This is a genomic window from Bacillus sp. MSP13 (genome assembly GCF_000815295.1).
GTDB lineage: Bacteria > Bacillota > Bacilli > Bacillales > Bacillaceae > Bacillus > Bacillus vallismortis.
Genome location: NZ_JXAQ01000004.1, coordinates 282,723 through 299,643, shown reverse-complemented (window position 1 = coordinate 299,643; position 16,921 = coordinate 282,723). Strand labels below are relative to the sequence as shown.

Annotated in this window: 4 protein-coding genes; all 4 read left to right on the top strand. The window is 45.9% G+C overall.

The genetic code is table 11. The annotated features are described in order from the left end of the window. Positions 1 to 17: 17 nt before the first annotated feature. The 4 genes from SC79_RS04860 (at position 18) to SC79_RS04845 (ending at position 16,852) form a co-directional block, all read left to right on the top strand. The gene (locus SC79_RS04860; RefSeq protein ID WP_039074100.1) at positions 18 to 10,829 is read left to right on the top strand and encodes a non-ribosomal peptide synthetase; all 10,812 of its coding nucleotides are present in this window, start codon (positions 18 to 20) and stop codon (positions 10,827 to 10,829) included. Positions 10,830 to 10,836: 7 nt separating this feature from the next. Then, the gene (locus SC79_RS04855) at positions 10,837 to 14,667 is read left to right on the top strand and encodes a non-ribosomal peptide synthetase (RefSeq protein WP_082022546.1); all 3,831 of its coding nucleotides are present in this window, start codon (positions 10,837 to 10,839) and stop codon (positions 14,665 to 14,667) included. Between the two features lie 108 nt (positions 14,668 to 14,775). Next, the gene (locus SC79_RS04850; protein WP_039074098.1) at positions 14,776 to 15,168 is read left to right on the top strand and encodes a DUF1360 domain-containing protein; all 393 of its coding nucleotides are present in this window, start codon (positions 14,776 to 14,778) and stop codon (positions 15,166 to 15,168) included. Positions 15,169 to 15,319: 151 nt separating this feature from the next. Then, positions 15,320 to 16,852, top strand: a complete 1,533-nt coding sequence (locus SC79_RS04845; protein WP_039074097.1) for a glycoside hydrolase family 10 protein — start codon at positions 15,320 to 15,322, stop codon at positions 16,850 to 16,852. Positions 16,853 to 16,921: the final 69 nt, after the last annotated feature.

The window sequence follows — 16,921 nt, the reverse complement described above, 5'->3', positions numbered from 1 at the left end:
GACAGGGAGACATGAACATGACAAAAACGAATTCAATTCAGGATATTTATCCGCTGTCTTACATGCAGGAAGGGATGCTTTTCCATTCCCTCTTGCAAAAAGATTCACAAGCATATGTCGAGCAAGCTTCTTTTACAATAGAAGGGAAAGTCACCCCGAAGTTTTTTCAAAACAGCATTAACGCCCTTGTAGCAAGACACGATATGTTCAGAACGATTTTTATCAGCCAAAATGTTTCCTCTCCCCAACAGGTTGTCCTGAGAGAACGGAATGTCATCGTACAGGAAAAAGACATTACACATTTAAACGATGTGAGGCAATCACAATTTATTAAGCAATGGAAAGAAGAGGACCGTGCTCAAGGGTTTCACTTGCAAAAAGATATGCTCATGCGTATCACTCTGATTCAAACAGGAGAGGGCCAGTACACTTGTATTTGGACCTTTCACCACATTATGATGGACGGCTGGTGTCTCAGTATTGTGCTAAAGGAATTTCTCCATATTTACGCATCTTATGTATATGGATCTCCAATAGCACTGGAGCCGGTCCAGCCATACGGAACGTATATCAAATGGCTGATGGAACAAGACAAAGAGCAGGCAGTTTCTTATTGGGAACATTACTTATCTGGCCATGAACAGCAAACGATACTCCCGAAGCAGAAAAAAACAAAGGCGAGAAGCAGGCAGGAGCACGTTACGTTTTCATTTTCTAAGAAAGAAAGCAGCAGGCTTTCAGAGCTTGCGGCAAGAGAAGAAGTAACACTCAGTACAATTTTTCATACCATTTGGGGCATTCTGCTTCAAAAATACAATCATAATGATGATGCCGTATTTGGTTCTGTCATGTCAGGAAGGCCTGCAGAAATCGAAGGCATTGAACATATGGTCGGTCTTTTCATTAACACGATACCAGTTCGGGTGCAGGGAACAAAAACGCCATTTCTTAAGCTCATAAAAGACATGCAAAAAGACCGTCTTGCCGCTGAAACATACAGCTACCACCCTTTATATGAAATTCAAGCCCGTTCGGCGATTAAGCAAGGATTAATCGATCATATTCTCGTATTTGAAAACTATCCGGTACAGCAAGAGATTCATATGCTGAACCAAGAGGAGCATGCTTCTGATCTTTTTCAGATTGATAACTTCACTGTGGCAGATGAAACCAACTACAGCTTTTACCTTATGGTGGCGCCAGGGGAAGAAATCCATATCAAAATGAGCTATGATGCGGAGCAGCATGATCGGTCTTTTGTGCTTTCTGTCAAGGGGCATCTTCTGAATGCCGTATCACAAATCTTAAATAATCCGAATCTTCGACCCTCAGAAATAGAGATTACAACAGATGATGAAAAGCAGCAGATGATTGGAAAAATCGCAGATCATGCACCAGTTTACGAAACCATCCATGCTATGTTTGAAGCACAAGCGGAAAAAACACCGGACGCTTATGCTGTAATTGATCAAGCCTGCTCGTTAACGTACCGAGAATTGAACAACTCGGCAAACAGATTGGCGCGGCAATTGAGAATGAAGGGTGTTGCGAGACAGGAGCCTGTCGCGATCATGATGGAGCGCTCTGCGGCGTTTATCACCGGTGTTCTTGGTATCTTGAAGGCAGGCGGCGCCATTGTTCCGATTGACCCGCATTATCCAGCTGACAGAATCCATTATATTCTAAATGACTGCGGCTGTTCGCATGTTGTTTCACAAGCACATCTTTCCGCATCTCTAGAAAGCAATTACCTTATCACTCTTGTAGAAGAGATTGAAAGCAAGGAAGACGGCAGTAACATGAAGTCAGTCAACAATGCGGATGATCTGCTGTATATCATTTATACATCAGGTACAACAGGTAAACCAAAGGGCGTTCAATTTGAACATCGAAACATGGCGAACTTGCTGAAGTCCGAATATACTCGCTCTGGCATTGACTTTGAAGCAGATGTTCTGCAATTTGCCACTTCTGCCTTTGACGTCTGTTATCAAGAAATTTTTTCTGCGCTTTTGAAAGGCGGCACGCTGCACATCGTGCCAGAAGCCATAAAAAGAGATGTGCCTCAGCTGTTTGCATTTATAAACAAGCAGCAGGCGAATATTGTGTTTCTCCCAACGGCTTTTATCAAAATGATTTTCAGCGAGCGGCAATTTGCGGACATGTTTCCTGATGTCGTCACACACCTGATTGCTGCTGGAGAACAATTAATCATTTCAAGCCTTTTCCAAGAAGTATTACGTAAACGCAGCATTCACCTGCACAATCATTACGGACCTGCAGAAACTCATGTGGTATCAACGTATACCATTCATCCGGGAGACCCTATTCCTGAGTTTCCTCCTATCGGTAAACCGATAGACTATACTGATCTATATATTTTGAATCATCAAAAACAGCTTCAGCCCTGCGGCGTACCAGGTGAACTCTATATTTCCGGCGCGAGTGTTTCCAGAGGGTATGTTAATCACGATAAACTGACACGCGACAAATTTTCACCCGACCCATTCAGGGCCGGAGCGGTCATGTACCGTACTGGTGATTTGGCCAGACGGCTTGAAGACGGCAACATCGAATATATCGAGCGGGCAGACAATCAAGTGAAAATCAGAGGGTATCGAATTGAGCCCCAAGAAATCGAAGTCACATTAATGAATCACCCAGACATTAAAGAAGCTGCCATTCTCGTCAGGCAAGAATCAAACGGTGATCATGAATTGTGCGCTTACTATTGCAGTGTACAAGGGCTGAATGCAGCAGATTTACGCCGCTATATGGCAAGTGAGCTTCCAGCATACATGATTCCGGCGAAATGGGTATGGGTTGACAGCATACCTCTTACCCCAAACGGAAAAGTAGATCAATCAGCACTTCCAGAGCCAGATGCTTCAATCATCGGGACACCGTATACTGCCCCTCGTAATCTGGTAGAAGCAAAGCTTTCGCAGCTATTTGCAGATGTGCTGAATAACGGTCATATAGGCATCCATGACAACTTTTTTGACCTTGGCGGCCACTCTTTAAAAGCAACGGTACTTATGTCACGGATCACAAAAGAATTTCATGTACAAGTTCCGCTCAAGGACATCTTTGCCCATCCGACAGTAGAAGGATTGGCTTCAATCATTCGAGATGCAGAGGAAAATCCGTATGCGGCAATTGAACCAGCGGAAGCAAGGGAGACATATCCTGTATCTTCGGCTCAAAAAAGGATCTATGTGCTTCAGCAGCTTGATGAGGGTGTCGCCTACAACATGCCTGCGGTCTTAAATCTGGAAGGGGCACTGGATGTCGCTAAATTATCTGCTGTATGTAAACAGCTGATCCGTCGGCATGAGCCGCTTCGAACTTCCTTTGTATCTGGCGCCGATGGCGAGCCGGTTCAGCGGATCCATGACGAAGTGCCGTTTACATTAAGCCAAGAGGCTGCTATCGAGGGTTTTGTCCGTCCTTTTGATCTCAGTCAGGCGCCGTTATTTAGAGCGGGCCTTGTAAAAGTGGCAAACGAGAAGCATGTATTGCTGGTGGACATGCATCATATCATTTCAGATGGCGTATCCGTCCAGCTCTTAATCCGAGAATTCACCGATCTTTATGCAAACCGGCAACTTAAGCCTTTGCGAATCCAGTATAAAGATTATGCCGTTTGGCAACAGCAATTTAAACAGGGTGACTCGTACCAAAAGCAGGAAAATTACTGGCAGCAGCAGCTCAGCGGGAACCTTCCTGTCCTAGAGCTTCCGACCGATAAACACCGCCCGGCAGAACAGCAATTCACAGGCGGAAAAGTAACTTTTCAGATGGATAAAAAGATTACAGCCAGGATAAAGCGGATCGCCCGTCAAAACAGAAGCACGCTTTATATGACGCTACTCGCTTTATATTCAGCCTTTTTGTCTCGGGTAAGCGGTCAAGATGATATCGTGATCGGTTCGCCTATTGCCGGCCGGCCCCATGCCGATCTTGAAGCAGTTCTCGGAATGTTCGTCAATACATTGGCTCTCCGGACACGCCCGGCCGGCAATAAGACATTTGAAGAGTGTCTGAAAGAAGTCAGGCAGACGGCACTGGAAGCATATGAGCATCAGGATTATCCGTTTGAAGAGCTCGTGGATAAAATCGGCGTACAGCGGGAAATGAGCCGGAATCCATTGTTTGACACAACGCTTGTCCTTCAGAATATGGAACAGCAAAAGCTGAAAATGAAAGAGGTAAAGCTTCATTGGGACGATTTGCAGCATCCAATATCGAAATTTGATATTTCCCTGTATGTGACAGAACACGATTCCGTGCTTTTCTGTCAGTTTGAATACAGCACAGCTTTGTTTAAGAAAGAAACGATCCAAAGGTGGGCCAATCTTTTCACCACGCTTGTGGAACATATAACTGTCAGCCCTAAAACAGAATTGGACGATATAGCGATCCTAACAAAAGAAGAAGAGAAAGCCTTCATTGAATCATGCCATCCGTTTCAGGATACAGGCTATTCGGTGAATCGAACTCTCCATTATGCACTCGAAAAGCAAGCTGCAAAAACGCCTGATCAACCGGCCGTTATTTTTGAAGATGGAGGAATGACCTATAAAGAATTGAACGAACAGGCTAACCGCATCGCCTGGGAGCTCATCGGACGAGGCGTGAAGTCGGAAACAATCGTTGCCATAATAGGACGGCGTTCGCCTGAAATGCTGATTGGCATTTATGGCATTCTTAAAGCTGGCTGTGCTTATCTGCCCATTGACCCGGATTATCCGGAAGAACGAATCAGCTTTCTGCTGGAGGACAGCGGTACAAACATTCTCCTGCTTCAGCCTGCCGACCTGCCTGTTCCGGCATTTGCAGGAGAGATTGTTTATCTCAATCAGACAAATAACAGGCTGGAACATCATTTGGCCAATCCGAATGCGGACGTTCATCCGCAATCTTTAGCCTACGTCATCTATACATCCGGTTCTACCGGTAAACCAAAGGGTGTTGAAGTTGAACATCGATCAGCGGTGAATTTTTTGAATTCCCTTCAGTCCCGTTATCAACTGAACCAATCAGATGTGATTATGCATAAAACATCTTATTCATTTGACGCTTCAATATGGGAACTGTTTTGGTCGCCTTATGCCGGTGCCTCTGTTTATTTGCTTCCTCAGGGAGGCGAAAAAGAACCCGAAATGATCGCAAAGGCCATAGAAGAACAAAAGATCACAGCTATGCATTTTGTGCCTTCAATGCTTCATGCATTTTTAGAAAATATAAAATATCGCCCTGTACCGCTTAAGACAAACGGACTCAAGCGGGTGTTTTCCGGGGGAGAGCAGCTGGGGACCCATCTCGTCTCCCGATTTCGCGAGTTGCTTCAAAATGTTACATTAACCAATTCTTACGGACCAACGGAGGCAACCGTAGAAGCTGCGTTCTTTGATTGTCCGCAGCATGAAAAGCTTGAGCAGGTTCCAATAGGAAAACCTGTTCATCATGTCAGATTATATGTTCTTAATCAGAAGCAGCGGATGCTGCCAGCCGGATGTATCGGCGAACTGTATATCGCCGGTGCGGGTGTTGCCAGGGGCTATTTGAATCGGCCGGCCTTAACGGAAGAGCGCTTTCTCCAGGACCCGTTTTACCCGGGCGAACGCATGTATAAAACAGGGGATATGGCACGCTGGCTCTCTGACGGAAATATGGAATTCCTCGGCCGGTTGGATGATCAAGTGAAAATCCGCGGCTACCGGATTGAGCCCGGAGAAATTGAAGCGGCGCTTAGAAGCATAGAAGGCATAAGGGAAGCAGCCGTGACCGTACGGACAGACAGCGGCGACCCGGAATTATGCGCGTATATAGAAGGGCTTCGGAGAAACGAAGTGAGGGCGCAGCTTGAGAGACTGCTGCCGAGCTACATGATCCCAGCCCATATGATAGAGATGGAACAGTGGCCGATTACGCCGAGCGGAAAGCTGGATCGAAACGCCCTGCCAGCTCCTGGCGGAGCGGTAGATGAAAAGGCCTACTCAGCGCCGAGAAATGTGACCGAGATGAAGCTTGCCCAGCTGTGGGAGGACGTGCTGAAAAATGGCCCTGTCGGGATTCACGACAACTTTTTTGACCGCGGAGGACATTCTTTAAAAGCAACGGCGCTTGTGTCCCGGATTGCCAAAGCATTCGATGTACAGGTGCCGCTGAAAGAGGTGTTTGCCCATCCGACGGTAGAAGGGCTGGCTTCCGTTATCCGTGAAGGAACGGACAGTCCATATGAAGCGATGAAACCGGCGGAACAGCGTGAGACCTATCCGGTTTCATCTGCCCAAAAGCGGATTTATGTCCTTCAGCAGCTGGAGGACGGAGGAACAGGCTATAATATGCCGGCTGTGTTAGAGCTGGAAGGAAAGCTTGACCCCGAAAGGCTGGACAGGGCTTTCAAAGAGCTGATCAAGCGCCACGAGTCGCTTCGGACATCCTTCGAACAGGACGAAGGCGGCGATCCGGTTCAGCGCATCCATGACGAAGTGCCTTTTGCATTACAGACAGCAGTCCTCGGCGAACAAACTGAACAGGAAGCCGCAGCCGCGTTTATTAAACCGTTTGATCTCAGCCAAGCGCCGCTGTTCCGCGCCCAAATTGTAAAGGCATCAGATGAACGGCACCTGTTGCTGGTTGATATGCACCACATCATATCAGACGGTGTTTCCGTCAACATTTTGATTCAGGAATTCGGGGCGCTGTACAACAACCGGACCCTTCGGGCGCTTCCCATTCAATACAAAGACTACGCCGTATGGCAAGAAGGGTTTAAAAAAGGGAATGCATACCAGACGCAGGAGGCGTACTGGCTGAAGCAGCTCGAGGGCGAGCTGCCGGTGCTGGATCTGCCGGCTGATCATACCCGCCCGCCGGTGCGGAGCTTCGCGGGGGACAAGGTCTCGTTTACGCTTGATCAAAAGGCCGCATCAGGCCTTCAGAAGCTGGCACGGGAGAATGGAAGCACACTGTACATGGTGCTTCTGGCAGCTTACACAGCGTTATTGTCACGCTTGAGCGGACAGGAAGAAATCATCGTCGGCTCGCCAATTGCCGGCCGGCCGCACAAGGATCTTGAGCCGATACTCGGCATGTTTGTGAACACGCTTGCGCTTCGGGCACGCCCGGAGGGCAGGAAGCCGTTTGTGCAGTATTTGCAGGAAGTGCGCGCCACTGCATTGGAGGCCTATGAGCATCAGGATTATCCGTTCGAAGAGCTTGTCGATAAGCTTGGAGTGACGCGGAATATGAGCAGAAACCCGCTATTTGATACCATGTTAGTTGTCCAAAATAATGATTACGAGCCATTACATCTGCATGATTTACAAATGAAGCCGGCAGAAGTTTCTCATCTCGTTTCTAAATTCGACCTGACACTACAAGCATCTGAGGGTGACGGGAACATTCATTTTCTTTTTGAATACTCTACCGCACTGTTTGAGAAAACCACCATTGAACGCTGGGCATCGCATTTGACAAATGTACTTCGCATCATCGGAAAGAACTCGGAGGTGACACTCAACCGTATCGACATCTTGACTCAAGAAGAGCGCAACCAACTGCTCAATGAGTGTAACATCAGGAAAGCAAATCAATACGAAGAACAAACAATTAGTCAATTGTTTGAACAGCAAGCTGCACGAACACTAAAAGCCCCTGCACTTGTCAGCGGAGACAAAACACTGACTTATCAAGAGTTGGATGAGTGGTCTAATGGCATCGCACATACATTACGCAGCCGAGGTGTTAAACCGGACACACCAGTAGGCATCATGATGCCTCGTTCGTTCTGCATGGTAGCGGCCATACTTGGTGTTTGGAAAGCAGGCGGCTGCTATGTTCCTATTGATCCGGAATACCCGGCGGAACGGAAGCACTATATCCTCAGCGACAGCGGAACGAAACTGCTTATGACAATAAATGAAGCCAATTTTGGTGCGCTTGCTGATTTCGCAGGAGAGATCTTGACCATAGAGAATGCGGAGGCATACGACAAATCACCGCTGCCGCAAGTATCGTCTGCTCATCATTTGGCTTATATCATTTATACATCAGGAACGACGGGCCGTCCAAAAGGGGTGATGATCGAGCATAAAGGCATTTCCAACACTCTTCAGTGGCGGCGAAACGCTTATGCTTTCAACGAGACAGACACCATTCTGCAGCTCTTTTCTTTTTCATTTGACGGCTTTTTAACAAGTATGTTTACTCCGCTTTTATCAGGTGCAAAAGCAGTTTTGCTTAATGATGAGGAGTCGAAGGACATTCTGGCTATTAAACACCAGCTGTCCCATCACCGGATAACACATATGATTATTGTGCCTGTTTTATATCGAGCGCTTTTGGACGTATTGCAGCCGGAAGATGTAAAGACGCTTAGAATCGTCACTCTGGCGGGAGAAGCAGCTGATCGGCAATTGACAGACAGCAGCTTGGCCGTATGTCCGCATACAGAACTTGCCAACGAATATGGACCGACAGAAAACAGTGTGGCTACCACCGTCATGAGACATATGGAAAAGCAGAAACACATAAGCATCGGCCAGCCGATTGACGGGACCCAAGTGCTGATTTTAAATGGCAATCAACAGCTTCAGCCAATCGGTGTTACCGGTGAGCTTTGTATTGCGGGAACAGGTCTTGCAAGAGGGTATGTCAACCTTCCGGAACTGACAGAGAGGTCATTCGTCCAGAACCCATACCAACCCGAAACGCGAATGTACCGAACAGGAGACGCCGCCAGATGGATGGCCGACGGAACACTTCAATATCAGGGAAGAATTGATGAACAAGTCAAAATAAGGGGCTATCGTGTAGAAACGAAAGAAATTGAATCGGTCATTCGTTGTATAAATGGTGTAAAAGATACCGCAGTACTCGCTCATGTAGCAGCATCGGGACAAACCGAGTTAAGGGCTTATGTTATGACAGAATCAGCGTTGAGCACAAATACGATACGCTTAGAATTACAAAACAAGCTGCCGATGTTTATGATCCCTGCGTTTATTGAAAAACTGGGTTCACTTCCATTGTCGCCAAACGGCAAGTTGGATCGCAAAGCACTTCCAACACCTGAATCCAAGGGCGGAGCTGTACGTTCATTCCGCGCACCAGCCAGTAAGATGGAACAAATACTTTCGGATATATGGAAAGAAGTACTAGGGACAGAAAAAATCGGAACAGCTGATTCATTCTTTGAGCTTGGTGGAGATTCGATCAAAGCCTTACAGGTATCAGCACGGCTTCATCGGATAGGCAAGCAAATGGCAGTAAAAGATTTGTTTAACCATCCAACTATTCAAGAATTGGCAGCTTATATCCGGGATTCAAATACAAGTTCCATCCAAGCCCCGGTTGTCGGAGACGTACAATGGTCGCCTGTTCAGAAATGGTTTCTTTCTCAAGATATAAAAGAAAAACACCATTTTAATCAGTCTATTATGCTGCATCGAGGAACCCCTATACAAGAGGACGCACTGCGTAAAACATTAAGAGCAATAACCTGTCATCATGATGCGCTGCGGATGGTGTTTACACAGAATGAGCAAGGAAAGTGGGGTCAATATAATCGGCCGCTCAGTCATTCGGACGACGCGCTGTATGGCCTTCACATTGTTGATTTGCAACATACAGACTGCACAGACGGAAATAGAGCGTATGAGCCTATTATCAAACACCATGTACGTGATATTCAGCGGAAAATGGATCTGAAGAATGGTCCGCTGCTGCAAGCCGGTCTTTTCCGCACAGCTGACGGGGATTTCTTATTTTTATCGGCTCATCACTTCGTCGTTGACGGCATTTCATGGCGGGTTCTGCTTGAAGATTTGTCTTTAGGGTATCGCCAAGCTGCTGGCGGGGAGGATATCAAACTGCCGCCTAAAACAAGCTCGTTTAAAGCGTACGCGAAAAAGCTTTCTGGCTATGCAGAAAGCCAGCATCTTATAAAACAGCTCAAGTATTGGCGCGAAACCGAAGAATATCAAACAGAAGCACTGCCTTTTGATCAAATCGACGGACCCATAGCAAACGAGAGAAAACGATCCACCATTTCGTTTACATTAAACGATAAAGAGACAGCTGCGCTTTTAAAAGATGCCAACAGCGCATACAACACAGATACTCAGGATTTGCTTCTCGCTTCTGTCATTCTCGCGCTACGCCATTGGACCAAACAATCCGCCTTCAAACTGTCATTAGAAAGCCACGGACGAGAGGATGTATTAGACGGAGTTGATGTGAGCCGTACGGTTGGATGGTTTACCGCCATTTATCCGTTATTGGTTAAACTGAACGCAGACTTGCCAGATTCGGAAGAAGGCATAGTTCATGTGCTAAAAACAACAAAAGATACACTGAGACGCATACCGGACAAAGGATTCGGCTACGGTGTCATCAAATATTTGACGCCGCCTGACAAAAAAGACATCAATTTCACAGGCGCGCCAGAAATCAGCTTCAATTATTTGGGGCAATTTGAAAACGTCAGCCCAACTGAAGCACCCGAGGAGGAGGCCTTCTCATTCTCTTCGCTGGGTGCAGGAGATGATATCAGCACAACTTGGAATCGTGAACAGTCGCTGGATATCAGTGCAATCGCTGCAGAAGGAAAACTGACTGTCAACATGACTTATGACAATACCCGCTTTCAGCGCAAAACCATCGAACAGCTTAGCGAAACATGTTTTCAATTTTTATTACAGCTGATCGAACACTGCCAGAACAAAAGCGAAACAGAAAAGACCATCAGTGATTTTGATGATCAAGAACTGACCGAGGACGCGCTTCAAGAGATTGCTGATATGCTCAGTTTTCACTAATGAATCCGTGAAGAAAGGTGCAGACACTATGGATAACATCAAAAAAATCAAGAACATTTATCCTCTGAGTCATATGCAGGAGGGAATGCTGTTTCATTCCTTCCTCCGTAAAGAGGAGGGGGCATACGTTGAGCAGTCGCTCTTCACCATTAAAGGAAGCCTCAGTTATGAATGGTATCAGCGCAGCATTCAAACCATCATCGACCGCCATGACATTTTCAGAACCGTGTTTTTGCCGCATGTCCCGCATTTGTCAGGACCTCGGCAAGTCGTGATGACAGAACGCGAATTCCATTTGTACAGCGAAGACATTTCCCACCTGCCAATAAACGGCCAGAATGAGTATATTGAATGCTTTAAGGAGAAGGACAAGCAAAAAGGCTTTGATTTGCAAAAAGACATGCTGATGCGGATCTATCTATTCAAAACAGCTGAAGAGGAGCATGTTTGCATCTGGAGCCACCATCACATTTTAATGGATGGCTGGTGCCTTGGCATCGTTCTTCAGGAATTTATGCGGATTTATCAATCGATTCATACAGGAAGACCGCTTTCTTTAGACGCTGTCCGTCCGTACAGCACCTATATTTCCTGGCTGACAAACCGTGACAAAGAAACAGCGGCGGAGTACTGGGATTCCTATTTAAAGAACTACAGCACCCCATCACCGCTGCCTCGTGTGTCTGATGAAGAAACAAAAGAGGGTTATCAACGTGAAGATTTGATATTTTCATTAAATAAACCACTGACAGACAAGCTCAAAGAGACTGCCAAACAACATGGGGTCACGCTTGCCACCTTTATTCAGGCAGTATGGGGTTTGATGCTGCAGCAATATAACCGCACTGACGACGTTGTATTTGGCGCGGTTGTCTCAGGCAGACCGTCAGAAATTCCGGGTGTGGAACAAATGATAGGATTGTTTATCAATACCATTCCGGTTCGCATTAAAACATTTCAAGGCGAAACGTTTCAGGAGCTGGTCAGACGATGCCAGAAAGAAATGCTGGAAGCTGAGCCGTTTACCTGCCAGCCTTTATTTGATATTCAGGCAAACACCGCTTTAAAACAGGAACTGATTGACCACATTATCGTTTTTGAAAACTACCCGATACAGCAGAAAATCGCCGATCAAACCGATTCACCGCTGCAAATCGATCAAGTGAAGGTATCCGAGCAATCAGGATATCACTTTAATCTTGTCGTTGCTCCCGGCGAAGAACTGATCATCAAATTCAGCTATAATGCGTTCATTTACGATGCTGCCTGGATCAGCTGTATCAAAAGACAATTTACACAAGCGCTAGACACAGCGGCGCATCACCCTGACATTCCCATTGCTGATTTTTCTTTTCTTGATGCAACAGAAAAAGAGTTGATTGTCACACAGTTCAACAATACAAAAACAGAATATCCAAAGAATCATACAATTATCGATTTATTTCGTGAACAAGCAGAAAAGACGCCAGACCATATCGCACTTGTGTGTGGGAATTTGACTTTTTCGTATAAAGAACTTGATCAACGCTCTAATTCACTCGCCAGAGCGTTAGATCAAAAAGGGTTTCGGAAGAACGAGACAGCCGGCATATTAGCTGCTCATTCTCCTGAATTCATCATCAGTGTGCTTGCCGTTTTAAAAGCAGGGGGAGCATACCTCCCGCTTGATGTCGAGCTTCCGTCTGAACGTGTCTGCTTTATGCTTGAGGAAACGCAGGCAAAAATGCTGATTATTCAAAAGGGACTGGAGCAAAACGCTGCGTTCTCAGGGACAAGTATCATTTCAGATGCGCAGGCATTGACGGAAGAGAATGATATCCCAATCAACATCAGCTCCAGCCCGGAGGATCTTGCATACATCATGTACACCTCAGGCTCCACAGGCCGGCCAAAAGGCGTCATGATCACCAATCGCAATGTCGTGTCCCTTGTCAAAAACAGCAATTACACGTCTGCGTCCGTTGATGACCGGTTTATTCTGACTGGATCTATCAGCTTTGACGCCGTCACCTTTGAAATGTTCGGGGCGCTTTTAAATGGCGCAAGCCTTCATATCATCGATAAATCAACAATGCTGTCACCTGATCGGTTTGGGGCGTATTTGCTTAAAAATGGCACCACAGTGCTCTTTTTAACAACGGCTCTTTTTAATCAACTGGCTCAAGCTCAAGCAGACATGTTTCGCGGGCTCCATACGTTATATGTCGGCGGAGAAGCACTCTCGCCCGCCCTTATCAATGCTGTCAGACACGCCTGTCCAGATCTGGCACTTCATAATATTTACGGACCTACGGAAAACACGACATTTTCAACATTTTTTAAGATAAAAAGAGACTATGCAGGGCCGATTCCGATCGGAAAACCAATTAGCAATAGCACCGCATTCATCTTAGATACACAAGGACGCCTTATGCCAATAGGTGTTCCCGGCGAGCTTTGTCTCGGAGGTGATGGGGTTGCAAAAGGCTATTTGAACAGAGAAGACCTGACAAATGCTGTTTTTTCTCCTCACCCTTTCTTGTCTGGAGAAACAATCTATCGAACCGGTGATTTGGCGCGCTGGCTGCCCGATGGAAATGTAGAATACATCGGCAGGATCGACAGGCAGGTGAAAATTCGCGGAAAACGAATCGAGCCCGCCGAAATCGAAGCGCGGCTGTTAGAAATAGAAGGCGTGCAGGAAGCTGCAGTGACATTGAGAGAAAAAGATGGAGAGGCAGAGCTGTACACTCATTACGTCAGCGATGGGAAACGAACAGAAAAGGTGATCCGTTCCGATTTGGCCCGAGTTCTCCCTGACTATATGATCCCGCAGCACTGGGTGCGTGTGGACCAGATGCCGCTCACCGGAAACGGAAAAATAGACCGCAGCGCCCTTACTATTCCAAAAACTGAACCTGACAAACGCCAGAACATCACACTGCCCAGAAACTTGGTTGAGGAAGAATTGGCGAACATTTGGAAACATGTTCTCGATGTCCAGACCATCAGTATTGATGATGACTTCTTTGCTCTTGGCGGACATTCACTAAAAGCACTGCAAGTCATACACAAATTGAAGCATCAGCAGCAAATAGACATACCGATTGATCTCTTGTTCGAATATCCGACAATCGCTCAGCTTGCCGAAAAACTTTATTCCAAACAGCTGACAGCGGCAGATGAACAACATGTAATCAAATTAAATCAGCAAGGCGCGCAAAACCTTTTCTGCTTTCCGCCGATATCTGGATTTGGCATTTATTTTAAAGATCTTGCATTATTGCTGAATGACAAGGCGTCCGTATACGGCTTTCACTTTATTGAAGATGACACCCGCATTGAACAATATGTCAATAGCATCACAGACATACAGCCTGAAGGCCCTTACGTTTTATTAGGCTACTCCGCGGGCGGAAATCTGGCTTTTGAAGTGGTACAGGCTATGGAGCGCAGAGGATTGGAAGTCAGTGACTTCATGATCGTGGACGCTTATCTAAAAGAACAGCCCGTCCCTATCGATGCTGGAAATGACGAATCTGCATCATACTTGCCTGAAGCGGTCAGAGAAAAGGTGATGAAGAAAAAAAGAAACTATCAAGCATATTGGGCCCAGCTACTGAATGAAGGGCATGTAAAAACAAACATTCATTTCATTGAAGCTGGAATTCAAACCGAAACCGGGCATACAGGCTTAACGAAATGGAAACGCGCCGCCTGCGGAAACTACAGCGAATACACTGGTTTTGGCGCTCACAAAGACATGCTGGAAGGCACATATGCTGAAAAGAACGCTGACATTATCCTCGACATTTTAGACAAGATCACTTCAAATAAAGCACTGCTGCACAAACGATAAAGCGATTTAGCGGACAGAGGCATTCTCTGTCCGTCTTTCTTTTTACATCAAGAATGGATAAAGAACACTAGGGAATGATAACATCATCCTTTTTCTTGGAGGCTTGTCATGGATCGTCTTTCTTTGCTTACTTTTATTATGCTGATACTAGCCAGTTACAGGCTGACACATTTAATTGTATTCGATAAAATCACGGAATTTATCCGAAAACCTTTTATGAAAAAGAAAAGGATCGTTGATCAAAATGGTCATATAGATGAAAAAAACGTGCCGGCTTCTAATTTTGGATACATGCTCAATTGCTACTGGTGTGCCGGCGTTTGGTGTGCGATCTTGATTGGACTGGGCTATCTCTTTTTCCCTCGTATTGCGATCCCAGTCATCTTTATTTTAGCCATCGCAGGAGCACAAGCGATTCTTGAAACAGCTGTCGGTGTCGGCGTAAAACTCATTGATGTGTTAAAGAGCCTGCAAACGATGTTAAATGATAAAAAGTCCTAAGCAACGCAAATATGCTTTGGGCTTTTTTCGTTTTTTTTGGTGATATAGACATAAATCCTGATTTCTTCTAACCGAACAAGCACCCTTTTACAGCCCGGGAATACCGTAATAGCAAAAAGTGAAAGTGATGTAATGGGGGAGAAGAATCAGAATGAAGGTTCGCCAAAAGCCGATTGTCCGCTTTCTTGTCAGTTTAATCATCGGAACGTTTGTCATCTCCGTTCCGTTTATGGCTAACGCACAGCCTGACAGGGAACTGAGAGCCGTATGGATCGCTTCCGTCTTAAACCTTGATTGGCCATCAAAAAAAGGGTTATCAGCGGAAGAGCAAAAACAAGAGTATATGAAACTGCTTGACGATGTACAGACAATGGGAATGAATGCCGTTATTGTTCAAATTAAACCGGCGGCAGATGCCTTTTATCCATCCGCTTACGGACCGTGGTCTGAATACTTAACCGGTGTCCAAGGAAAAGACCCGGGCTATGATCCGCTTGCGTTTTTAATTGAAGAAACCCATAAACGAAATTTGGAATTTCACGCATGGTTTAATCCTTATCGTATTACGATGAATCATACAGACCTCAATCAATTATCTGAGGATCATCCGGCACGAAAGCATCCAGAATGGGTTGCCGCTTACGGAAACCAGCTTTATTACCATCCGGGCATTCCTGAAGCGAGAGATTTTGTCGTCAAAGGCATTGAGGAAGTCGTAAAGCATTATGATATCGATGCCGTTCATATGGATGATTATTTTTATCCTTATAAAATAGCGGGGCAGGAGTTTCCTGATCAAGTTCAATATGAACAATACGGAAAAGACGTATTTTCCAATATTGATGACTGGCGGCGTGATAATGTGAACCAGCTAGTCAAACAAATCAACCAAACGATTAAGGCCGGAAAGCCCTACGTCAAATTCGGCATCAGTCCCTTTGGTGTATGGAGAAACGCGGCAGATGACCCGACCGGATCAAATACCAAAGCTGGCGTCAGGAACTATGACGATCTATACGCCGACACAAGACATTGGATACAAGAAGGGAATATTGATTATATTGCCCCGCAAATCTATTGGAGCATCGGCTTTCACGCAGCCGCTTACGATGTGCTGGCTGATTGGTGGAGCAATGAAGTCAAAAACAGGCCTGTTCATTTATACATTGGGCAAGCAGCCTATAAAATCAATAACAACTTTGACCCGCCATGGTCCGACCCGGAGGAGTACGGAAGACAAATCACCTTAAACCGGCAGCTTGAGCTTGTAAAAGGAAGCATGCACTTCAGCCTCAAAGACCTCAACAAAAATCCTCTTGGCATCAAAGACAGACTCATCAACGAGCTTTACAGCAAACCGGCACTCATTCCGCAAACGCCTTGGCTTGACAGTACCGCACCAAAAAAACCGAAGCTTACGAAAGTGACCGGAGACAATCACGGCAATCTTCTGCACATTCAAGACCACCCATCAAATCAAAAATTGAAAGAAACAGCCTATTATGCGATATACAGAGCTGACGGGAAAAAGAACAAAACATTGCTGGCAACCACACGAAAAACAAATGAGCAGCAAACCTTCTTAGATAAAACGGCAGACCCAAACAAGAGGTATACGTATTATGTCACGGCAGCAGACCGGCTCCATAATGAAAGCAAGGCTTCCAAACGAAAGACAAAATAAGGAGTGAGAAGGACGGCTCTCAAAGTCGTCCTTTTTTTAAAAAAGCGATGTTGAAACAGGATCATTATC